The organism is Streptomyces sp. NBC_00988 (assembly GCF_045162645.1).
Classification (GTDB): Bacteria; Actinomycetota; Actinomycetes; order Streptomycetales; family Streptomycetaceae; genus Streptomyces.
This window is the reverse complement of the sequence record NZ_CP108730.1, coordinates 10,850,566-10,871,502: the sequence shown is the minus strand read 5'-3', so window position 1 is coordinate 10,871,502 and position 20,937 is coordinate 10,850,566. Positions and strand designations below refer to the sequence as shown.

The window sequence follows — 20,937 nt, the reverse complement described above, 5'->3', positions numbered from 1 at the left end:
CGCACCTCGACGGATTCGGTCCTACGGTGGTGGGTGTGGACAGCATGAACGCGCTCGGGGAGTTCCTGCGGGCCCGCCGGGAGCGGGTCCGGCCCGAGGACGTGGGCCTGAGCGGCGGCGGGCTGCGCCGGGTGCCGGGGCTGCGCCGGGAGGAGGTCGCCCTGCTGGCCGGTATCAGCTCCGACTACTACCTGCGGCTGGAGCAGGGCCGCGACCGCAACCCGTCCGCGCAGGTGCTGGAGGCGCTGGCCCGGGTGCTGCGCCTGGACGCCTCCGCGACCGCCCATCTGCTGAGCCTCGCGCAGCCGGAGCGGCCGGCCGTGTCCCGCAGACGGGTCAGGCGGCCCGAGGCGGTACCGACGAGCGTCCGCGAACTGCTCGACACCTGGTCCGGACACCCGGCGTATGTGCAGAACCGGTTCACGGACTGCCTCGCGGCCAATGCGCTGTGCCGGGCGCTGTCCCCGAACTACACGCCGGGCGTGAACCTGCTGCGGGCGGTGTTCCTCGACCCGGCCGAGCGTGAACTGCGCCGCGACTGGGAGGAGTTGACCGCCGAGGGCGTGGCGACCCTGCGCGGCCACATCGGCCCCGACGTCGACGAACCCCGGCTGGTGGAGCTGGTGGGCGAGCTGTCCGTGCGCAGCGACCGCTTCCGGCTGCTGTGGAGCCGCCACGAGGTACGGCCCATGCTCGGCCGGACCAGTCTCCTGAGCCACCCGCTCGTCGGTGACTTCGAGCTGCGGTCGAACAAGTTCGAGATCCCGGGCACGAACGCCCTGAGCCTGGTCGTCTTCCACGCCGAGCCGGGCAGCCGCAGCGCGGAACTGCTGGGCCTGCTGGGCAGCCTCGCCGCGTCCGACGGCGTCCCACGCGAGGAGAGCCCGCGGCCGCACGAGGAGAACGTCCGCCTGGACGAGGACCACTGACAGAGAACCGCTGACGGAGGCGTCAGAGCTGCCGCTCAGGCCTGTTGCTCAGAACCGCCACCCGCATCCACCGCTCAGATCTGCCCCTCGGATCGGCCGCTCAGATCTGCCAGGAACGCAGCCGGTCCGCCGCGCCGTAGACATCCGTCTTGCCGGAGATCAGATCGCGGGCGAGGTCGACGAGGGCGCCGTAGGGCGGATCGATGCCGACGCCACTGACGAACATGTAGGCGACGGCCGTGGCGCAGGCGAAGCGGGCGTTGGCCGAGGGCAGCGGCTTGAGCAGGGCGAGGGTGTGCAGCAGGGCGGTGGCCCGCCAGGCCGGGTCGGAGTCGATGCCGAGACGGGGCGGGTCGACGCGGTGTCGGGCGACGGCTGCGACTAACGCCGAGAAGTCGTTGATGGTGGGCTGGTCAGGCAGGACTTCCTCATGGCGCTGGAGCAGCCAGGGCACGTCGATGTGGATGGCAGGGATGACGGGCATGCGTCAGGCGACCCGCCCCTCGCCCTTGGCCGACGGTTCGTCGTCGGGGAACGCGGCGGCGAACTCGTCGGCGTGCGTAGCGAAGAACCGGCGGAAGGCCTCGGCGCCCTCCTGCAGTGCCCGGTGCCGGGCTATGTCGGCCGCGGCCGCCTCACGCACCAGAGCCTTCATCGACGTACCACGTTCCTTGGCGATCTGCCGCAGGTCCTCTAGCTCGCGGTCGCTGAACTCCACGTTGAGAGCTGGCATGCCAACACGGTACCGCCCGGGTACTTACCCGTAAATACCCCCAGGTCAAGAGCTACGCCCGACGGTACCGAGCGGGCCCCACCTCCATGTCCGAATCCCGCCGGTCCCGACCGCGGTTCCGGAGCAGACTCATCCCCATGACCACCATCTACACATTCACCGACAGCCCCGTGGGCGAGCTGCTCCTGACCGGCGAGAGGTCGGCCGACGGCACCACCCTCACCACCCTGACCATGCCGGACCACCCGAGCATCCCCACCGACTGGGAACGCGACGACCAGGCCTTCACCGAGGCCAACCGCCAGCTGTCCGCGTACTTCGCCGGACACCTCACCCACTTCGAACTCCCCCTCGCCGCCGAGGGAACGGAGTTCCAGCAACGGGTCTGGCAAGCCCTCGACGACATCCCGTACGGCACCACGACGACGTACGGCGCCCTCGCCGAACGCGTGGGCGTACCGCGCGCCGAGGTCCGGGCACTGGGCGCGGCCCTGGGCGCCAACCCGCTGCTGCTGGTGCGGGCTTGCCATCGGGTGATCGGCGCGGACGGCTCGATGCGTGGTTATGCCGCCGGTGTCGAACGCAAGGTTCAACTGCTCACCCACGAGGGCGCGTTGCAGCCGATGCTCGGCTGACGAAAGGAGCAAGTCATGCGCATCACCGAGGCGCGGCGGCGCGCGGAGAACACCAACTGGTCAGCTCTGACCGAGGAGTTGGACCTGTACGGCAGCGCGCCGACCGCACAGTTGCTGACGCCGGCCGAGTGTCACGACCTGGCAGCCCTCTACGAGAAGCCGGAACTGTTCCGCACCACCGTGGACATGGCCCGCCACCGCTTCGGCTCCGGCGCGTACCGCTACTTCACCCACGACCTCCCCGCACCGATCGCCGCCCTGCGCGCCGCGCTCTACCCTCACCTGCTCCCGATCGCCCGGGACTGGGCGGCCCGCCTGGACCGCCCGTCCCCCTGGCCCGACGACCTCGACCAGTGGCTCGCCCGCTGCCACGCCGCGGGTCAGGACCGTTCGGCACAGATCCTCCTCCGGTACGGCGAGGGCGACTGGAACGCCCTCCACCGCGATGTCTTCGGCGAGTTGGTCTTCCCGCTCCAGGTGGTGATCGGCCTGGACGAGTACGGCACCGACTACACGGGCGGCGAGTTCCTGATGGTCGAGCAGCGGGCCCGAGCCCAGTCCCGGGGCACCGCGACCCCGCTACGGCAGGGCCACGGCCTGGTGTTCACGACCCGCGACCGCCCGGTGCAAACGAAACGCGGCTGGTCGGCGGGGGGCATGCGGCACGGGGTGAGCACCGTACGCTCCGGCAGTCGTCACGCGTTGGGGCTGGTGTTCCACGACGCGACTTGAGGGACCAGTGAACTCCGTTGCGCGGGGCTGTATCGACATGCGGCTCCGCCGCGCGGGCGCGCCCCACGGAGACCGGCGGAGCCAGGTCTCTTAGGGGCGCGAGGAACTGCGCGACCAGCGCCCACCGGACCCGCACCCACTAGCCGCCCCAAAGCCCCCGCCGCCGATAACTCCCCTCCCAGAACACCCGGTTGAGCACCCGCACCGGCGCCGGAAAGGCCCCGAGGAGCCGCTCCCGCTCCACCGCCGACACCCCGTCCAAGAGCCACGGCACGAACACCGCGGCCCCACGCAGCCCCTGCGTCTCCCGCATCCGCCCGGTAAAGGCCCCCCAGTCCGCACCGGTCAGCACCTCCCCCATCAACGGCAACGCCCCGTCCTCCTCATGCTTGAGATGATCGTCGAGCGTGGCCCGCAACGCCCTTACAAGATCGGGGAGTTCGAACGCCCGCTCAGCCAGCGCAGCGTCCACCGCGTCCAGCAACGGGTCGATACGCCCATGCTCCGCCTCCATGTCATCGAGCAGCGCAAGGTCCCGCACACGCCCCGCGACCCGTTCCCGAACCCGCGGCCACAGATCGCTGTCCTCCGCGGTGTGATGGACGTGCAGTTGGTGCTTGAAGTTCTCCCACCCGGCGAGAACAGAACCGGTGTGTGCCCGCCCTTCCGCGACCGCCGCGGCGAGGCGCTCCAGGTCACGCCGAAACGCGTCGTGGGAGGCGTACATGGGTGTGAAGTCGATAGTCATCGTGCGGCTTCCTCCAGCTCGGGCTCGGACATGGGCAGGGCATGCGGATTGGCGGACGGCCCGTGGTGTCGTCGTACGGCGAGACACGCGAGCGCGCCGGTCAGCAGGACGGCGACGGCGACGTACACGGCGGGCCCCATCGCGTGGACGAACCCGTGGCCGAACACCTGGCCGCCGAGTACACGCATGCGCTCGGCGATGCCCTGCGGAACCCCGGCCGGCGCACCGCCCTGCTGCCCGGCGCCGACGTCGGACTCCGCCTTGGAGAACGCGGCGACGAACGACTCCCGGTAGGCGGAAGGGAGTTGACCGGCCCGAGCCCGTGCCTGCTCGGTCAGGGACGAGGCGAGCTGGGCCTGGAGCACCGCGCCGATCACCGCACCGGCCAGCACCGAACCGACCTGCCGGAGCGCGTTGGTGACACCGGACGCGGCGCCCGCGAGCCGGGGCGGGACGTTGCGCATGACCTCCGTGGCCATCGGGGCAAAGGTGCAGCCGACGCCCAACCCCGTGAGGAACAGCGGGAAGGCGATGGTCAACCAGCCCGTGCCGACGTCCGCGACACCGACGACCCAGACCAGCCCACCCGCCCAGGCAAGCAGCCCGCCCATCAGGATGAACTTGCCGCCGACCTTGTCCGCGAGCGCCCCGGCGGGCCCGGCCATGACGAACGAACCGAGGGCGACGGGCAACAGCACGAGCCCCGCCTTCTGCGCGCTGAAGCCGAGCACGGACTGCAGATAGATCGTCAGCGTCAGGAACATCCCGACCACGCCGAACGACACGGTGACACCGACGAAGTTGATGAGGCTGAAGTCGCGGTCCTTGAACAGTGAGAAGGGGACCAGGGGTTCGCCGTTCTGCTGCCCGCGCTCGTGCAGCAGGAAGCCGGCGAAAAGGACGACGGCCGCGCCGAACAGGCTCCAGATCCAGGCGTTCCAGTCGTACCGCTGCCCCTCAGTCAGCCCAAATGCCAGGCAGAACAGGGCAGTTGAGGCGAGCGTGACGCCGAGGGTGTCGAAGCGGCGCCGTACCGTGCGCCGGGCGCCCGGGATGATCGCCATGGCGAGGACGAGCACCAGCGCGCCGATCGGCAGGTTGACGAAGAAGATCCAGCGCCAGGACAGATGGGTGATCAGCACCCCGCCGAGGATCGGGCCGAGCGCGCCGGACACCCCCGCCACCGCGCCCCAGATGCCCATCGCGACACCGCGCCGGTCGGCCGGGAACACCTCGGCGATGATCGACAGGGTCTGCGGCATGAGCAGCGCCGCGCCCAGGCCCTGCACCGCGCGGAACCCGATGAGCTGGGCGGGGTCCTGCGCGAGGCCGCAGGCGAGGCTGGCCACGGTGAACAGGGCGACTCCGGCGGCGAACAGGTTCCGTTTGCCGCGCAGGTCGCCGAGACGCCCGCCGGTGATCAACAGGACGGCCAGCGCCAGCGTGTAGGCGTTGACGATCCACAGGATCTCGTCCAGCGAGGCGCCGAGGTCCTCGCCGAGCTGAGGGATCGCGATGTTCACGATCGTCAGGTCGAGGAGGGTCATGAAGAACCCGAGCGAGAGCGTGATGAGAATCGCCCAGGGGTTGCCGTGCCACTTCTTGAACACGATGTCGACTCCTTATATCCGGACATCCGGACATCCGACTACGCGTCCGACCGCACGTCGGACTCGCGTTCAAGAGGGCGACCGGCCGACGGGTGTGACGCGGCGCGAATTTCCCGAGACGTACGTCACATTCAGGCCGTCGGCTGTCACATTCCGAGCCCCGCCACCCCTCGCAGTAGTGAGCACGCCACTGGGGAGGCGCATACATGTCCGAGAATTCCGGGATCGCTGTCACCGATGAGGCGACTACCGTCTTCATGGACCATCGGGAGCTGCTGTTCGGCCTCGTCTACAACATGCTGGGCAGCGTCGCCGACACCGACGACGTCCTCCAGGAGAGCTGGCTCTCCTGGACGTCGCGCGCCCGGCGCTCCCCGCTCGACACCATCACCAACCAGCGCGCCTATCTCGTCCGCATCGCCGTCAACCACGCGCTGCAGCGCCGCGCCACGATCACCCGCCGCCGCGAGACGTACGTAGGCCCGTGGCTCCCGGAGCCGTTGGTCGACCAGCCCTCCGACGACGATCCCGTGGACCCCGCCCTGCGCGCCGAGTCCGTGTCGATGGCCATGCTGGTCGTCCTGGAGTCGCTGACCCCGCTGGAGCGCGCGGTCTTCGTCCTCAACGAGGTGTTCGGGTACGCCCACACCGAGATCGCGGACATCATCGACCGCACGCCAGCTGCCGTACGGCAGCTCGCGCACCGGGCGCGGGCCCATGTGCACGCGCGACGGCCGCTGTACGAGGCGCATCCCCGGGTGCGGCGGGAGGCGACCGAGCGGTTCGTGCGGGCCGCGATCGGCGGGGACATCGCCTCGCTGATGGAGATCCTCGCGCCGGACGTCACGGTGTGGACCGACAGCGGGGGCAACCGGAAGCCGGCGGGCCTGCGCCCGGTGCACGGACGGGACAAGGCCGTCCGCCTCATCAACTCGTTCGCGGCCCGACGCCGCGGCCCCCAGGACCTGGAGCTGCGCTACCGCCGCGTCAACGGCGACGACGCGGCCGTGCTGTTCGAGGGCGACTCGCCGTACGCGGTGATGGTCATGGACCTCACGCCCGAGGGCGACCAGGTGTCCGGGGTCTACATCGTGACCAACCCCGAGAAACTCACGCACGTGCACAAGGACGAGGAGGAGAACGAGTGACCGGCGCCCCCGACCCCTCGCGGGGCGAACGCGTCGCCGACTGGTTCGACGGCCGCCTCGGCATCCACACCGTCGGCAAGCAGTACCTGCGGAAGGTGTTCCCGGACCACTGGTCGTTCCTGCTCGGCGAGATCTGCCTCTACAGCTTCGTGGTGCTGATCCTCACGGGTGTGTACCTCACCCTCTTCTTCCACCCGTCGATGAACGAGGTGACGTACCACGGGAGTTACGTCCCCTTGAACGGCATCCGCATGTCCGACGCCTACGCCTCGACGCTGCACCTCAGCTTCGACGTGCGGGGCGGGCTGCTGATCCGGCAGTTGCACCACTGGGCGGCGCTGGTGTTCATCGCCGCGATGCTGACGCACATGATGCGGCACTTCTTCACGGGTTCGTTCCGCAAGCCGCGCGAGCTCAACTGGCTGTTCGGCTGGACCCTGTTGTTCCTCGGCCTGTTCGAGGGACTCTTCGGCTACTCGCTCCCGGACGACCTGCTGTCGGGCACGGGCATGCGCTTCGTGGACGGCGCGCTGCTGTCGGTGCCGATCGTAGGCACGTACCTCTCGATGTTCCTGTTCGGCGGCGAGTACCCCGGCCACGACATCGTGTCCCGCTTCTACTCGCTCCACGTCCTGCTGATCCCCGGGATCATGGCGGCACTTGTGGTCGTCCACATCCTCCTGGTCGTCTACCACAAGCACACCCAGTTCGCGGGCCCCGGCCGCACCGAACGCAACGTCGTGGGCGCCCCGTTCATGCCGGTCTACCTCGCGAAGGCGGGCGGCTTCTTCTTCCTGGTCTTCGGCGCCCTCACCCTCCTCGCGGCGGTGGCATCGATCAACCCGGTCTGGTCCTACGGCCCTTACCGCGCCGACCAGGTCTCCACGGGCGCCCAGCCGGACTGGTACCTGGGGTTCGCGGAGGGCCTGGTGCGGGTGATGCCCGGCTGGGAGATCACGGTGTGGGGGCACACGCTGGTCCTCGGGGTGCTGATCCCCATCATCGTCTTCCCGCTCCTCCTGGTATTCATCGGCGTGTACCCGTTCCTGGAGTCCTGGCGGACCGGCGACAAACGCGAACACCACCTCCTGGACCGCCCCCGCAACCGCCCCACCCGCACAGGCATCGGCGTCGCCTGGATCAGCCTCTACCTGATCCTCCTGGCCGGCGGCGGCAACGACATCGTGGCGACCCGCCTCCACCTGTCGATCAACACGGTGACGTGGGCGGTGCGGGTGGCGGTGTTCGTCGTACCGACGGTCGCCTTCGTCGTGACCCGCCGTATCTGCCTGGGGCTCCAACTCCGGGACACGGAGCTGGTGTTGCACGGCCGCGAGACGGGCGTGATCAAGCGCCTGCCGCACGGCGAGTACGTGGAACTGCACCGACCGCTCAGCCAGGCCGAACTCCACACACTCACCGCGCACAAGCAACCGAGGGAACTCGTGGAGCGCGAGCCCTAGGGTCGGTTGCCATGCCGGAGCGTTGTCCCCGAAAGTCGGTCACCAGTAGGTTCGAGCCGCGGATGTTCGAGCGACGGGGAATACGGGGCTTGCGGTGGCACTGCTGGACACACTGGTGACAACGGGCGCCGGGGCGCTGTCCGCCACGATCGGCGTCCTGGTCGGGGGCATCGTCACGCACCGGGCCCAGGACCGTCAGTGGCTACGGGACAAGCAGTTGCTCGCCTACCAGGAACTGATCAGCCACTACGCGAAGTTCACGATGGTCATCAGCCGGGCCCACGCCGACCGCCAGGGTTGGGACTACGACTGGAGCGAGTGGAGCGCGGCCCTGACCCGGGCCAGTCTGGTCGCCCCCGCAGCTGTCGCGGTGGAGATCGACAACTTCGGCAAGGCCATCGGGGAGTTCCTCGACCAGGCGGCCCGTGACCCGGCACGCGACCCGACGAGTGCCCCGTTGAGCAAGGAGGAGTTCGCCCGAGCCAACAGGGCGCCCGCCCAAGCTCAGGTGCGGTTGGTCAACGCCATACGACGCTCACTGAGCAAAGACCAGAAGGCACTGCCCTTCTGGATAGGCGGATCCCTCGCGGGCAGTCCCGCTGATCAGCCCTGATCCGCCGCGAAGGAAGCCATCCACGCCAACGCCGCGTTCCAGTTCACCGCCGTCTCGTTCGTCGACCAGGACTGGATGTCGTCGATGTAGCAGAACTGGCCGACGCAGCCGAGGAGTTTGCTCTGTGCGTACGGGTCCTGGATGGACGAGTTGGGGCCACCCGCCAGGGTCCCCCGCGGCGGGTTCGGGAGGTTGGGGTCGAGTTCGTGGGCGTACCAACGGCTGTGCTCGTTATGGGAGTTGGCCTCGCCGTAGCCGGTGACGTACGACATGTTGAGGGCGTTGCGGCCGAGGATGTAGTCCATGCTCTGGAGCGCGCCGTCACGGTATTTCGCTGCACCGGTGAGGTCGTACGCGGTGGCGATGACGTGCGCGTTGTTGAGGATCTGGCTGTTGGAACCCCAGTCGTAGAGGTTGCCGGGCGGCGCGTACGGCATGCCGTACGGCTGGGTTCGCAGCGTGGTCAGGTAGGTGTTCGCGCCCTCGATCACCGAGCGGCGCACCTTGTCCCGGCCGGGCAGACGGCTGGGGACCGTCGCGAGGTCGAGTCGGCCCAGTGCCGCCGTGCGCGCCCAGTCGAAGCCGAGGCTGCCGAAGATGTCGGCCGTGTTGAGAGGGGAGTTGACGATGTAGTCCGCGAACTGCCGTTCCCCCGTGGTGAGATACAGCTCGGCGGCCGCCCAGTAGAACTCGTCGGTCGCGTTGTCGTCGGGGTACGCGCCACCGCCGATGCCGTCGTTCGGGTCCGGGTACACCGCGGGGTGCGCGACCGCCGCCGCCCACGCCTTCCTCGCCGCGGCCAGCGACTTCGCCGCGAACTCCCGGTCGTAGGGCCGGTACAGACGTGCCGCCTGCGCCGCCGCAGCCGCGAGGTTGAGCGTCGCCTGGGTGGTCGGCGCGTGCAGTTCACGTTTCTGGGGGTCCTGGCTCGGGAGCAGCGGGAGCCCCGTCCACTGTTCGTCGTGGACCTTGTCGTGCGCCATTCCGGCCAGCGGCCGGCCGTCCGGTACCTGCATCTTGAGCAGGAACTCCAGTTCCCAGCGGGCCTCGTCGAGCACGTCCGGCACCTTGTTGCCGCTCTCCGGGATGGCGAGCGTTCCGTCGCGCAGCTTGGCCGGCTGTCCGGTGCGGGCCAGGCGTGAGCGCTCGTAGGTGCTGAGCAACTCCCAGGTGGAGACACCGCCGTTGACGACGTACTTGCCGTGGTCCCCCGCGTCGTACCAGCCGCCGGTCACGTCAAGTGTGTAGTCGCACAGGCCGGGTTGGCAGGGCACGTCGGCATCGCCCTGGTTGGGGGCGACGTTCAGGTGACCGGCCGGGCGGGCGTAGCCGGGGCGCAGGTCGTCGCGTATCCCGATGCCGCTGCGCTGGGTGTAGTAGTACTTCAGCGAGTCGAGGCGCAACTGTTCGTACGCGGCCGTCCCGATGTCGAACGGGCGGCTCGTCTCCCCGTCCGCCACCAGCGTGAAGCCCTGGCCGCGCCCCCGATACGAGCCGAAGTCGATCGACTGGACGTTCTGCCCGGAGGCCGTATCGGTGCCGCGCGGCACGGTCCGCCCGTGGGCGACCACCGCACCCGCCGCGTTCCTCAACTCCCAGGGCAGCACGGACGTGGACGCGGTCACCAGCGTCGCGTTCTTCGGCCCACGGGGCAGATAGGCGACCTGGTTCACCCGCACACGCGGCCCGGTGTCCGGCTCGTACACCTCCGGCGGCACCCCGCCCAACAGCGACACGTCGTCCATGCAGAAGTGCCAGGCGTCCGTGCCGCCGCCGAGCTGGAAGGCGACCTGCCCCTGCGTGGTGTCGACGGGTGAAGTGAACGTGTACGCATAGGAGTTGCCCGACCCGCTCAGCTCGGGACTGACCTCGTAGTAGGTGTCGTACGGCGCCACCGACAGCCCGACGATCGCCCGCGCCACCTGCCCCTCGGGCGAACCGGACGCCGTGAAGGCGAACTTGTACGACTCGCCCTTCACCAGCGTGATGTCGTTCTGGCCGACGGCCGCGTCCCAGCGGTTCGTCGTGCCGCCCGGCACATCCGCGCAGAGCTGTCCGTCGGACAGGCCGGCGGTGACGTTGCTCGTCGTCCACCAGGGTTCGGTGGTGGTGTCGAAGGTGCCGTTCCTGACCTGCTCGACCTCGTCGGCCCCGGCCGGGCCGGCTGGGAGCGTGGTGAGCGCCGCCGCGAGGAGGGCCGTGGCGGCGAGCAGGGTCGTGCTGCGTCGTTTCACGTCTGAGCCCCTCACAGGCGCGGGAGCGCTCCCATTTACTGCGGACGCAGGCCATGCTGTTCGAGACATGACATCCCGTCAACGGTCCGGACAGGCCGGATTCCCACGCGGACCGCTGACAGGTTCCCGTCCGGATCGTCGACGGGCTACGGGTCCCCTATCCGGCCGGTGCCTCCAACTTGCTGATCCGGAAGGCCCCTTGAGCCGTCCCGGGGTGAGCACTCCTCAGCGTCAGCCGCACCCGCGATCCGCGCACGGCGCCGAAGGTGACGACGGTCGGGGCGTCCGAAGCGGTCGCCCAGTCGACGGCGGTGCCCTCGACCGGCACCCACGCGCGACCGTCCCACACCGCCACCGTCACCGCCGCGGGCAGGCTGTGCGTCGTGTCCACGGTGAACGACACCTCCACCCGGTCGAAGGACCGCCCTCTCCCCCAGTCCACCGACACCCAGTCCTCAGCACGCGCACCACTGAACGCCGGCAACAGAGCCGTCGCCGATTTCGCGAAGGCGTTGGACCAACCCGTGGCCGTGTCGCCGTCGAGCATGGCGGCCGGGAGCGTGTCGGGGCGGCCCGAGTAACTCGCGTCGGCGTAGGGGTAGTTGAGCGGCGCAGGATGGTCGGCCTCGAATCGCGGCGCCGAAGTCGTGGCCACGTCCCGCCCGGGCGTCGTCCGTACCGTCACCGTCCCGGTCCGCAGCCCCTCCGCCCGCGCCGTCACCTTCAGCGAGCCCGCCTTCGTACCGGATCGCACGATCGCAAGTGCCTTGCCGTGGAAGGCTGTTCGGGTGCTCGCCTGGTAGCGCTCGGCGCTCTCCTCCCGCCCGTTGTCGAGCCCGGCCAGGGACCCGCCCCTCACCTCGAAGGCGATCAGATCCTCCGCGTCGGGCAGGACGACACCGTGGGCGTCGACGACCTCCGCGGTCACGAAGACCAGTGAACGGCCGTCGGCGGCAAGGGACTTGCGGTCGGCCGTGAGGCGTACGGCGTGTGCGGCACCGGCCGTACGCAGCACATCGGAAGCGACCACCTTCCCGTCGCGGCTCGCCACGGCCTTCAACTCGCCCGGCTCGTACGGGACTTCCCACATCAGGTGGAGTTTGCCCGCGCTGCCGTTCGGGCTGGTGTAACTGCCCGGGTAGGGCCCGCTGGTGAAGGTCTTGTCGTCGCCGGTGGCCTCGGTGGTCTCCAGGTAGGTGCGGCCGTCGGTGGTCTTCTTGGTGTCGAACTCCCTTGCCCCCAGGGACTTTCCGTTGAGGAACAGCTCGACGGTGTCGACGTTGGCGTACGCCCACACCTCGACCGTGTCGCCCGGCTGGTGGTTCCAGCTCATCGGCACCAGATGGACCATGGGCTCGCCGACCCACTGGCTGCGGAAGAGGTGGTACATGTCCTTCGGGAAGCCGGCCGTGTCGACCGCGCCGAAGAAGGACGCCTTGACCGGGAAGACGTCGTACGGCGTCGGCTCCCCGATGTAGTCGATGCCCGACCACAGGAACTGGCCCGCGAACCACTTCCGGTCCCGGTCCTTCTTGTGTCCGTACTCGCCGCTCATCGTCCAGGAGGCGAGGTTGTTGTCGTACGACGAGGTGTCGCGTCTGCCCGGGGTGTAGTTCTCACCGGTGTTCAGGTGCTCCGGCTCCTGGTAGGCGCCGCGTGTCGAGGTCTCCGAGGAGGACTCCGACTCGAAGAGGAACAGGCCCGGATAGGCCGCGTGCAGGCCGTCGACCGACTTGGCGGTGTTGTAGTTGAGGCCGAGTCCGTCGAGCTTGGCGAGCATGAGGTCGGCCGCGGAGCCCTTGGCGGGCACCCCGTGGTACTTGTTCGAGCCGATGACCACCGGCCTGGTGTCGTCCGCCGCTTTGATCGCGCCGATGATGCGGTCGGCCATCGCCAGTCCGGCGGTGGCGGTGGAGTCGGGGATCTCGTTGCCGATGGACCACAGCACCACGGCGGGCGAGTTGCGGGCGGCGAGGACCATCTCGGTGGCGTCCCGCTCGCACCAGTCGTCGAAGAAGCGGTGGTAGTCGTAGGTCGTCTTACCGGTGTGCCAGCAGTCGAAGGCCTCGACCATCATCACGATGCCCAACTCCTCGCAGGCCTGGATGATTTGGGGCGAGGGCGGGTTGTGCGAGGTGCGGAAGGCGTTGACGCCCATCGACTTCATGATGCTCAACTGCCTGCGTACCGCGTCGATGCTGATCGCGGAACCGAGGGCGCCCTGGTCGTGGTGGAGGTCGACGCCCTTGATCTTGGTGGGCGTGCCGTTGAGGGAGAAGCCCTCGTCCGGGTCGAATCGGTAGGTGCGGATGCCGAAGAGGGTGCTGTACGTGTCGACCGTCCTGCCGGCCACCCGCAGTTCGGTCTCCAGGGTGTAGCGGTGGTCCGGGGTCTCGATGTCCCACAACTTGGGCTTGGGGACGGCGAGTTCATGGTCCTCGGTGCCGCGGTCGGCGACCGTGGCCGTGGAGGCGGCGCGGGCCACCGTCCGGCCGCCGGGGTCGAGGACCCGCGACCGGACCTCGACCTCGCTCGCGGTGCCCGACTCGTTCATCACGGCCGTCCGCACCCGTACGACGGCTCGCTCGGTGGTGATGTCCGGGGTCGTGACGTACGTGCCCCAGCGTTCGACGTGCACCGGTTCGGTGATGACGAGGCGGGCCTCGCGGTAGATGCCGCTGCCCGAGTACCAGCGGCTGCTGGGGAGTTGGTTCCGCACCTGCACCGCGACGACGTTCTCCGTGGTGCCGTCGGTGTGCAGCAGGTCGGTGAGGTCGAACGTGAACCCCGTGTATCCGTAGGGGTGTCGGCCGACCTGTGTGCCGTTGCAGTGGACGTACGAGTCCATGTAGACGCCGTCGAACTCGACCGAGATCCGCTTGCCCGCGAAGGCCGGCGGCAGGGTGAAGGCGATCCGGTACCAGCCGAGGCCGCCGGGGAAGAACCCGGTGCCGCTGGTCGTGCCGTAGGCCGTGGTGGGGGTCTGCTCGATGCTCCAGTCGTGGGGGACCGCGACCTGGCGCCAGGCCGAGTCGTCGTAGTCCGGTGCGGCGGCGTCCGCGTAGGCGCCGGTCGGGTCGGTGATCCCGCCCGGGTTGACCAGCGCGAAGCGCCAGCCGTCCCGGAGGGGGACCGTGCGGCGGCCGGACACGCCCGCCGCGGCGGCGCGTGCGTCCGGGGAGGACAGGAGTGATGCGGCCGTCGGCGCGGCCGTGGAAGCGATCAAAACCGATCTGCGAGTGACCGTCATGGCGGCTCTCCCTCATCAGGGCCCAGAAGTACTCACAACTGATCGTGACCGAACAGATTCTGACGGGGGGCCACACCGAGCCGTCAAGGGTGCGGGGGCGGACAGCTGTCCCGTGGGCCACTTCGACCGGTTTTCCCCCTTGCCCATCGCGGACCCCGGCCCTGGGGGTTCTCGTCCGCGCGGGACCATGACGCACTAGGCTGGAACGCAAGTGGCGTGTCTGTTCACTGTGAGTGCGCGCAATGGAGTGGCGACGATGAGACCGGCCTACCCGTTCGACGATGCCGCGACGGCGCGGGTTGTCATCGACGACGCGGGCACTCTGGTGGAGTGGAACGACGGGGCAAGGCGGCTCCTCGGCCACACCGCGGACGAGGTCGTGGGCCGCCCGGCCGAGCGGTTGCTGGCCGGCGGCGCCGAGGCGCTGCCCGAGATCACGGGTGCCCGCTGGGACGGCACGGTCTCGTTGCGTCACCGCGACGGGCGTGCCGTGCCCGTGTGGCTGCTGGCCCACCACCGGCGGCCCCGCGACGGCGGGCCGGGCGACTGGCTCGTGGTGACCCCGCTGGAGGGCGGCGGCCCCCGCGCCTCCGAGGACCCCCTCGCGACCGCCGCGCTGACCCAGTCGCCGTGTGCCATCTCGGTCTACGACGAGCGGCTGCGGCTGAGCCGGGTCAACGACGCGATGGCCGACGTGATCGGGCTGCCCGAGGAGCGCATCCGGGGGCTGCGGATCACCGAGATCGGCGGGAAGACGCAGAGCGCGGAGCTGGAGCAGTACATGCTGCGCGTGCTCACCTCCGGCACCGCCGAGGACTTCCAGATCTACATGCGCACCGGCGGCGAGGACGCCGCGCACGCGTGGCTGGCCCGGATGGCGCCGATCACCGACGCCGAGGGGCGGGTGCGGGGCGTGTGTCTGGCCGCGCACGACTTCACCGAGAACTACCTGTCGCGGGAGCGGCTGCAACTCGTCAACGAGGCGAGCGTCCGCATCGGCACCACCCTCGATGTCACCCGTACGGCCCAAGAGCTCGCGGACGTCTGTGTGCCGGCGCTCGCCGACTTCGTCAGCATCGACCTGCTGGACCCGCAGGAGCACGGCGGCGAGCCCCCGAGGGCGATCACCGCGCCGATCCGACTGCGCCGGGCCGCCCACCAGTCGGTGCAGCAGGGCAGCCCCGAGGCCGTCGCGAAACCGGGCCAGCTGAACCTGTACCCGGAGCAGTCCCCGCAGGCCGACGCGCTGGTCGCGGGCCGCACGCTCGTCGCCTCGGGCCGGGCTCTGGAACTCTGGCTCGCCTGGGACCGCACCCGCAGCAAGCGCGTCGAGGAGTACGGCATCCACTCCTCGATGGCCGTACCGATCCAGGCCCGCGGCGTCACCCTCGGCGTGGCGGTCCTCACCCGGTACCGGCGCCTCGACCCGTTCGCCGACGACGACGTCCTGCTGGCCGAGGAGGTCACGGCCCGCGCCGCCGTCTGCATCGACAACGCCCGCCGCTTCTCCCGCGAACGCGAGACCGCGCTCGCCCTCCAACGCAGCCTGCTCCCCCGCAAACTCCCGCGCACGGCCGCCCTGGAAGCGGCCTCGCGCTATCTGCCGGCGGCACGCGCGGGGGTCGGCGGCGACTGGTTCGACGTGATCCCGCTGTCCGGGATGCGGGTCGCCATGGTCGTCGGGGACGTCGTCGGCCACGGCATCCAGGCCTCCGCCACCATGGGCCGGCTGCGCACGGCCGTCCGCACCCTCGCCGACATCGACCTGGCCCCGGACGAGCTGCTGACCCACCTCGACGACCTCGTCGTACGGCTGTCCGCGGAGGCCGGCGGCGAGGGCAGCCCGGGCGAGGTCGGCGCGACCTGTCTGTACGCGGTGTACGACCCGGTGTCCCGCCGCTGCACGCTGGCCCGAGCCGGTCATCCGCCGCCGGTCATGATCCGGCCCGGCGGCCCGCCCGAGCCCGTCGACCTGCCCGCGGGACCGCCGCTGGGCCTGGGCGGGCTGCCCTTCGAGTCGGCGGAGTTCGAGCTGCCCGAGGGCACCGTGCTCGCCCTGTACACCGACGGGCTGATCGAGAACCGGGAGCGGGACCTCGACGACAGTCAGCGGCTGCTGTTCGACGCCCTGTACGCCCCCTCGGACTCCCTGGACGAGACCTGCGACCGGATCCTGCACGCGGTGCTCCCGCCGGGCGGTGCCGCCGACGACGTGGCGCTGCTCCTGGCCCGCACCCAGGGACTGCCCGCCGAGCAGGTCTCGACCTGGGACATCCCGGCCGACCCGTCACTCGTCGCCCCGATCCGCAAGCAGGTCGTCGAACAGCTCGACCTGTGGAACCTGAGCGAGGCCGGGTTCACGGCCGAGCTGGTGGTGAGCGAGCTGGTCACCAACGCGATCCGCTACGGCGCGCACCCCATCCGGCTCCGGCTGATCCATGACGCGACCACGCTGATCTGCGAGGTCTCCGACACCAACCACACGGCCCCGCACCTGCGCCGCGCCAAGACCTGGGACGAGGGCGGCCGCGGGCTGCTGCTGGTCGCGCAGCTCACCCAGCGCTGGGGCAGCCGGCACACGGCCGACGGCAAGACGATCTGGGCGGAGCTTTCTCTCTTCGACGAGGTCTGAGCCGTATCAGGAGAGGCCGGTCGGCTCAGGAGAGGTCGGTCAGCCAGGGCCTGACCTGGCGGCGGGCCTCGTGCAGCCGGGACTTGAGGGTGCCGAGCGGGATACCGAGGCGCTCGGCGATGTCGGCGTACTCCAGGTTGCAGATGTCCCGGTACACCAGCGGCGCGACCAGGTTCGGCTGCTCCCGCTCCAGGCGCTCCAGCGCCTCCAGGAGGTCGATCTTCGACCCGGCGATCACGCTCGTGGTGCGCGGGTCGACGTGCTGTGACACGTCGATCACGGCCGGCTGCTCGGCGGCCCGCCGCTTCAGCTCGCGGTACTTCTGCCGGGAGCCGTTGGCGACGACCGTGTAGAGCCAGGTGCTGAAGAGGCTGCGGCCCTCGAACGTGCCGATCTTCCGCGCGACCTGCATCAGTACGTCCTGCGCCGCTTCCTCGGCGTCCTCGCGGCACGGCAGGAAGCGCCCGCACCGCCTCAGGACCTCGGGTCCGATCAACCGCAGCAGCTCGTCCAGGGCACCCGTGTCACCGGCCGCGGCCCGCCGCGCCAGTTCCTCGGTCCGTACCGTGTCCCGCACTGGATCCACTCCTCCGCCTCGGTCTACGAGCAGGCATGATAGTCGCATGCACTTCGTCGAACAGATCGGCCGCTACAGACTCGAACGCCGCCTGGGCACCGGCGCGTTCGGCACGGTCTGGCTCGCGCACGACGACGTGCTCGAAGCCCCGGTGGCCGTGAAGGTCCTCGCCGACAACTGGGCGCACCGCCTCGACATCGTCGACCGCTTCCTGTCCGAGGCCCGGCTGCTGCGCCGGGCCGACTCGAACCGGGTGGTGCAGGTCTACGACATCGGTGAGCTGCCCGACGGGCGGCCGTACTTCGTCATGGAGTACGCCGACGCCGGCACCCTCGCCGATCTGCTCACCGCCGGTCCGTTGCCCGTCTCGGAGGCGCTGCGGCTGACCGCGCTGGCCGCCCGGGGCGCCGCCGCGCTGCACAAGGCGGGCATCGTCCACCGGGACATCAAGCCGACCAACGTGCTGCTGCGCACCGCCCCGGACGGCAGCTACCGCGTCCTGCTCGCCGACCTGGGCCTGGCCAAGAGCCTGGCGCAGGGGTCGGGCCTCACCCTGGCCGCCGGTTCAGCGGGCTACCAGCCGCCGGAACAGGCACAGCCCGGGTACGGCATCGACGAGCGCGCCGACGTGTACAGCCTGGGAGCGGTCGGCTACGAGCTGCTCACCGGCACGGTTCCGGGCGCGCCCGGGCAGGTCGTACGGCCGGACCGGCTGCGCCCGGACGTGTCGCCCGACGTCCAGCGGGCCCTGTTCCGCGCGCTGGAGCCGGACCGGGAGAAGCGCTGGCCGACGGCGCGGGAGTTCGCGGAGGAGCTGGAGCGGCTGGCCGGTGAGGCTGCCCCCACGCGCAAGCAGCACAGGCCGCACAGTCGGCACCGGAGTGTCGCGCTGATGGCGGGGCTGTTCGTCGTGGTGGCCGCCGGCGCGGCCGCCGCGGTGCTCAACCTGCCCTCGTCGTCGGGGAGTTCATCAGTACTGCGGGTCAAGGACAGCACCGGCCGGATCGTGGCCGAGGTGCCCGACGCGTGGGGCCGTCAGCTGCGTGACTCGGGATGGAACCCGCAGGCGCTCGGGCTGCAGTCCGGGCAGGAGCCGGGGCTGGCCGTCGCCGACGACCTGTCGAAGTGGCCGGACCTGTCGGCGGACGTGAACGGCGTGTTCATCGGCCTGAGCGAGCACGGCAGCGTGACGACCGAGGTGGACGGCATCGCCCACTCCGGCTGTCACTACGACGGCAGCCACGCCTATTCGAGCGCCACCTGGCGCGGCACGATCCGCACCTGGAGCGACTGCTCGGGCGGCACGGGCACCCTCTCGGAGACCGCGCTCCGCATGGTCGGCGGCGCCGCGCAGCCCCAGGTGTACGTCCAGATCCGGCAGCACAGCGGTGACGCGACCGCGCGCATACTCCGGTCGCTGCGGGTCACCTGATCACTGTCGGAACCCAAGTCCAGGAAAAGATCCCGGCGGACTCGCGAACTTTTTGGCGCCCATCCGTATCGGACCAGTGTGACGGCGCATGAGGCGCGGTCGGCACGCCGAAGTGCGTGCGGTGAACCACCAGGAGTGTTGAAGATGGCGAACACGTCCCAGTCCCTGCGCCGGGCGGCCCTGCTCGTGAGCGCGATCGCCGTCCTGGGTCTGACGACGACGGCCTGCGACAACGGCAGCGGCACGGTGAGCAGCCCGCAGACCCAGTCGGGTACGGCCGCGCCCGCGGGCGGCGACGCCTCGGCCGACGGGTCCGGCACACCGGCCTCCACGTCGAGCGGCAGCGACACCGCGACCGGCTCGGACTCGGCCTCGTCGGGTTCCTCGACCTCCACGTCATCGGGCTCCGGCGGCACGAGCACCAACTCCGGCACCGCGAGCAGCAGCCGGTGCCACACCTCCGAGCTGCGGGCGAAGGTGGGCGCCAACGACCCGGGCGCCGGGCAGGAGAACTTCCCGATCGTCCTCACCAACTCGTCGGGCCGTACCTGCACGGTCCGCGGCTATCCCGGCGCCGCGTTCCTGAACGCGTCCGGCACGCAGCTGGGCGACGACCCGCAGCGCGAGACCGGCAGCAGCGCCACCACGGTCACGCTGAAGCCGGGGCAGAGCGCCTGGGCCGGCCTGACCTTCTCCAACCCGGAGGTCAGCGGCGCGAAGACGGCGACCGCGAGCTGGCTCGCGGTGACCCCGCCCGACGAGCAGGACTCGCTGCACGTGAAGTGGACGGCCGGCGCGGTGCCCGTGTCGGGCAACTCGTCCTCGGTGCGTCTGACGGTGTTCAGCGCGGGTACGGGTTCCTGATCACGGGTTGCGCGCCGCGGCCTGGTTACATGGGGCGGGCACCACGTCCCGCGTCCCGGAGGACCGTCCCCTGAACACCCCGCTCGCCGAAACCCTGTCCGTCGTCCTGCTCGTCGCCGTCCTCGTGTGGGCCGTCGTCCGTCCCTTCGGCTGGCCGGAGGCGGTGATGGCGGTCCCGGCCGCCGGGATCGCCGTGGCCACCGGGGCGATCTCGCTCGACCACGCGCGGGCGGAGGCCGAGCAGCTCGGGCCGGTGGTCGGGTTCCTCGCCGCGGTGCTCGTGCTGGCCCACTTCTGCGATGTGGAGGGCCTGTTCCGGGCCTGCGGGGCCTGGATGGCGGAGTGGGCGAAGGGCAGTCCGAGCCGGCTGCTGACGGCGGTGTTCACGCTGGCCTCGGTGATCACGGCCGTGCTGAGTCTGGACGCCACCATCGTGCTGCTGACCCCGGTCGTGTTCGCGACGGCGTCCCGGATGGGCGTACGTCCCAAGCCGCACGTCTACGCGTGCACACATCTGTCGAACACCGCCTCGCTGCTGCTGCCGGTCTCCAACCTGACGAACCTCCTCGCCTTCGCGGCGAGCGGCCTGAGCTTCACCCGCTTCGCCGGGCTGATGGTCCTGCCCTGGCTGGTCGCGATCGGCGCCGAGTACCTGGTGTTCCGGCGCTTCTTCGCCCGCGACCTCGCGGCGGCCGCTCCCTCGCCGGTCTCCGGTGACAAGCCCGAGCTGCCGGTGTTCGCGCTGGCGACCGTCGCCTGCACCCTCGCCGGGTTCGTCCTGACCTCCGCGATCGGCATCGATCCGGCGTGGGCCGCGCTGGCGGGCGCCCTCGTCCTCGCCGGCCGGGCGCTGCTACGGCGCCAGGCGACCCCGCTCACGGTCGTGCGGGCCGCCGCGCCGTCCTTCCTCGCGTTCGTGCTGGCGCTCGGGATCGTGGTGCGGGCGGTGGTGGACAACGGGCTCTCCGACGCGCTCGGGCACCTGCTGCCCGGCGGGACCGGCATCGCCGCGCTGCTCGGGATCGCCGCGCTGGCCGCCGTACTGGCGAATCTCATCAACAACCTGCCGGCGGTGCTGGTCCTGCTGCCGCTGACCGCGCAGTCCGGGCCCGAGGCCGTGCTCGCCGTGCTGCTCGGGGTGAACATCGGACCGAACCTGACCTACGCCGGGTCGCTCGCGACGCTGCTGTGGCGGCGGATCGTGCATCAGCACGAACACGGCGTGGATCTCAAGGAGTTCACGAAGCTGGGGCTGCTCGCCGTGCCGTCCGCGCTCGTCCCGGCGGTGCTGGCACTGTGGGTGTCGCTCCAGGTTCTCTGACACCGAGGGAGGCCGA

General features: G+C 70.4%; 17 protein-coding genes. 10 read left to right on the top strand and 7 right to left on the bottom strand.

Going from position 1 to position 20,937, the window contains the following annotated elements; genetic code table 11:
* Positions 1-35 precede the first annotated feature (35 nt).
* Complete coding sequence (locus OG496_RS49050; RefSeq protein ID WP_405975527.1) at positions 36-929, top strand: helix-turn-helix domain-containing protein; 894 nt, start codon at positions 36-38, stop codon at positions 927-929.
* A 100-nt stretch (positions 930-1,029) separates the two neighbouring features.
* Here the strand turns inward: OG496_RS49050 and OG496_RS49045 are convergent, their stop codons facing one another.
* On the bottom strand, positions 1,030-1,413 hold the full coding sequence (locus tag OG496_RS49045) for a toxin Doc (RefSeq protein ID WP_366491583.1): 384 nt from the start codon (positions 1,411-1,413) through the stop codon (positions 1,030-1,032).
* Positions 1,414-1,416: 3 nt separating this feature from the next.
* A complete protein-coding gene (locus OG496_RS49040; RefSeq protein WP_019057811.1) occupies positions 1,417-1,662 on the bottom strand; it encodes a hypothetical protein in 246 nt (81 codons plus the stop codon).
* A 137-nt stretch (positions 1,663-1,799) separates the two neighbouring features.
* Here OG496_RS49040 and OG496_RS49035 point away from each other — a divergent pair, with 137 nt between their 5' ends.
* Both OG496_RS49035 and OG496_RS49030 read left to right on the top strand, forming a co-directional pair.
* A complete protein-coding gene (locus OG496_RS49035) occupies positions 1,800-2,297 on the top strand; it encodes a methylated-DNA--[protein]-cysteine S-methyltransferase (RefSeq protein ID WP_405975526.1) in 498 nt (165 codons plus the stop codon).
* 15 nt (positions 2,298-2,312) lie between these two features.
* On the top strand, positions 2,313-3,029 hold the full coding sequence (locus OG496_RS49030; RefSeq protein ID WP_405975525.1) for a 2OG-Fe(II) oxygenase: 717 nt from the start codon (positions 2,313-2,315) through the stop codon (positions 3,027-3,029).
* Between the two features lie 139 nt (positions 3,030-3,168).
* Here the strand turns inward: OG496_RS49030 and OG496_RS49025 are convergent, their stop codons facing one another.
* A complete protein-coding gene (locus OG496_RS49025) occupies positions 3,169-3,777 on the bottom strand; it encodes a hemerythrin domain-containing protein (RefSeq protein WP_405975524.1) in 609 nt (202 codons plus the stop codon).
* The gene (locus OG496_RS49020; protein WP_405975523.1) at positions 3,774-5,387 is read right to left on the bottom strand and encodes a DHA2 family efflux MFS transporter permease subunit; all 1,614 of its coding nucleotides are present in this window, start codon (positions 5,385-5,387) and stop codon (positions 3,774-3,776) included. Before OG496_RS49020 ends, OG496_RS49025 begins: the two co-directional genes overlap by 4 nt.
* Before the next feature lie 206 nt (positions 5,388-5,593).
* Here OG496_RS49020 and sigJ point away from each other — a divergent pair, with 206 nt between their 5' ends.
* The 3 genes from sigJ to OG496_RS49005 all read left to right on the top strand — a co-directional run bounded on the left by sigJ (position 5,594) and on the right by OG496_RS49005 (position 8,611).
* Positions 5,594-6,535 (top strand): RNA polymerase sigma factor SigJ, encoded by a 942-nt coding sequence (gene sigJ / locus OG496_RS49015; protein WP_405975522.1) that lies wholly within the window; start codon positions 5,594-5,596, stop codon positions 6,533-6,535.
* Positions 6,532-7,998 (top strand): cytochrome bc complex cytochrome b subunit, encoded by a 1,467-nt coding sequence (locus OG496_RS49010; protein ID WP_405975521.1) that lies wholly within the window; start codon positions 6,532-6,534, stop codon positions 7,996-7,998. Before sigJ ends, OG496_RS49010 begins: the two co-directional genes overlap by 4 nt.
* Before the next feature lie 94 nt (positions 7,999-8,092).
* A complete protein-coding gene (locus OG496_RS49005; protein ID WP_366491590.1) occupies positions 8,093-8,611 on the top strand; it encodes a hypothetical protein in 519 nt (172 codons plus the stop codon).
* Here OG496_RS49005 and OG496_RS49000 read toward each other — a convergent pair.
* Both OG496_RS49000 and OG496_RS48995 read right to left on the bottom strand, forming a co-directional pair.
* The gene (locus tag OG496_RS49000; RefSeq protein ID WP_405975520.1) at positions 8,602-10,845 is read right to left on the bottom strand and encodes a glycoside hydrolase family 9 protein; all 2,244 of its coding nucleotides are present in this window, start codon (positions 10,843-10,845) and stop codon (positions 8,602-8,604) included. The two genes, OG496_RS49005 and OG496_RS49000, sit on opposite strands and share 10 nt — an antisense overlap.
* 157 nt (positions 10,846-11,002) lie before the next feature.
* Positions 11,003-14,095 carry a glycoside hydrolase family 2 TIM barrel-domain containing protein gene (locus OG496_RS48995; protein ID WP_405975519.1) on the bottom strand — a complete coding sequence of 1,031 codons (3,093 nt, stop codon included), beginning with the start codon at positions 14,093-14,095 and terminating at the stop codon, positions 11,003-11,005.
* A 256-nt stretch (positions 14,096-14,351) separates the two neighbouring features.
* On the opposite strand from OG496_RS48995, the gene OG496_RS48990 reads away from it, so the two are divergent.
* Entirely contained in the window at positions 14,352-16,727 is a 2,376-nt protein-coding gene (locus tag OG496_RS48990) for a SpoIIE family protein phosphatase (RefSeq protein WP_405975518.1), read from the top strand.
* A gap of 25 nt (positions 16,728-16,752) precedes the next feature.
* Here the strand turns inward: OG496_RS48990 and OG496_RS48985 are convergent, their stop codons facing one another.
* Positions 16,753-17,304, bottom strand: a complete 552-nt coding sequence (locus OG496_RS48985) for an RNA polymerase sigma factor (RefSeq protein WP_366491594.1) — start codon at positions 17,302-17,304, stop codon at positions 16,753-16,755.
* 46 nt (positions 17,305-17,350) lie between these two features.
* Here OG496_RS48985 and OG496_RS48980 point away from each other — a divergent pair, with 46 nt between their 5' ends.
* From OG496_RS48980 to OG496_RS48970, 3 genes are all read left to right on the top strand, one after another.
* Positions 17,351-18,736: a serine/threonine-protein kinase gene (locus OG496_RS48980; protein ID WP_405975517.1), complete on the top strand. Its 1,386-nt coding sequence runs from the start codon at positions 17,351-17,353 to the stop codon at positions 18,734-18,736.
* Between the two features lie 144 nt (positions 18,737-18,880).
* Positions 18,881-19,600, top strand: a complete 720-nt coding sequence (locus OG496_RS48975) for a DUF4232 domain-containing protein (RefSeq protein WP_405975516.1) — start codon at positions 18,881-18,883, stop codon at positions 19,598-19,600.
* 7 nt (positions 19,601-19,607) lie between these two features.
* Complete coding sequence (locus OG496_RS48970) at positions 19,608-20,921, top strand: arsenic transporter (protein ID WP_405975515.1); 1,314 nt, start codon at positions 19,608-19,610, stop codon at positions 20,919-20,921.
* Positions 20,922-20,937 lie beyond the last annotated feature (16 nt).

What these genes read in the sequence shown, in the direction of transcription:
- OG496_RS49045 (WP_366491583.1), bottom strand. Translation starts at nt 1,413, where the DNA reads ATGCCCGTCATCCCTGCCATCCACATCGACGTGCCCTGGCTGCTCCAG.
- OG496_RS49040 (WP_019057811.1), bottom strand. Translation starts at nt 1,662, where the DNA reads ATGCCAGCTCTCAACGTGGAGTTCAGCGACCGCGAGCTAGAGGACCTG.
- OG496_RS49035 (WP_405975526.1), top strand. Translation starts at nt 1,800, where the DNA reads ATGACCACCATCTACACATTCACCGACAGCCCCGTGGGCGAGCTGCTC.
- OG496_RS49030 (WP_405975525.1), top strand. Translation starts at nt 2,313, where the DNA reads ATGCGCATCACCGAGGCGCGGCGGCGCGCGGAGAACACCAACTGGTCA.
- OG496_RS49025 (WP_405975524.1), bottom strand. Translation starts at nt 3,777, where the DNA reads ATGACTATCGACTTCACACCCATGTACGCCTCCCACGACGCGTTTCGG.
- sigJ (WP_405975522.1), top strand. Translation starts at nt 5,594, where the DNA reads ATGTCCGAGAATTCCGGGATCGCTGTCACCGATGAGGCGACTACCGTC.
- OG496_RS48995 (WP_405975519.1), bottom strand. Translation starts at nt 14,095, where the DNA reads ATGACGGTCACTCGCAGATCGGTTTTGATCGCTTCCACGGCCGCGCCG.
- OG496_RS48990 (WP_405975518.1), top strand. Translation starts at nt 14,352, where the DNA reads ATGAGACCGGCCTACCCGTTCGACGATGCCGCGACGGCGCGGGTTGTC.
- OG496_RS48980 (WP_405975517.1), top strand. Translation starts at nt 17,351, where the DNA reads ATGCACTTCGTCGAACAGATCGGCCGCTACAGACTCGAACGCCGCCTG.
- OG496_RS48975 (WP_405975516.1), top strand. Translation starts at nt 18,881, where the DNA reads ATGGCGAACACGTCCCAGTCCCTGCGCCGGGCGGCCCTGCTCGTGAGC.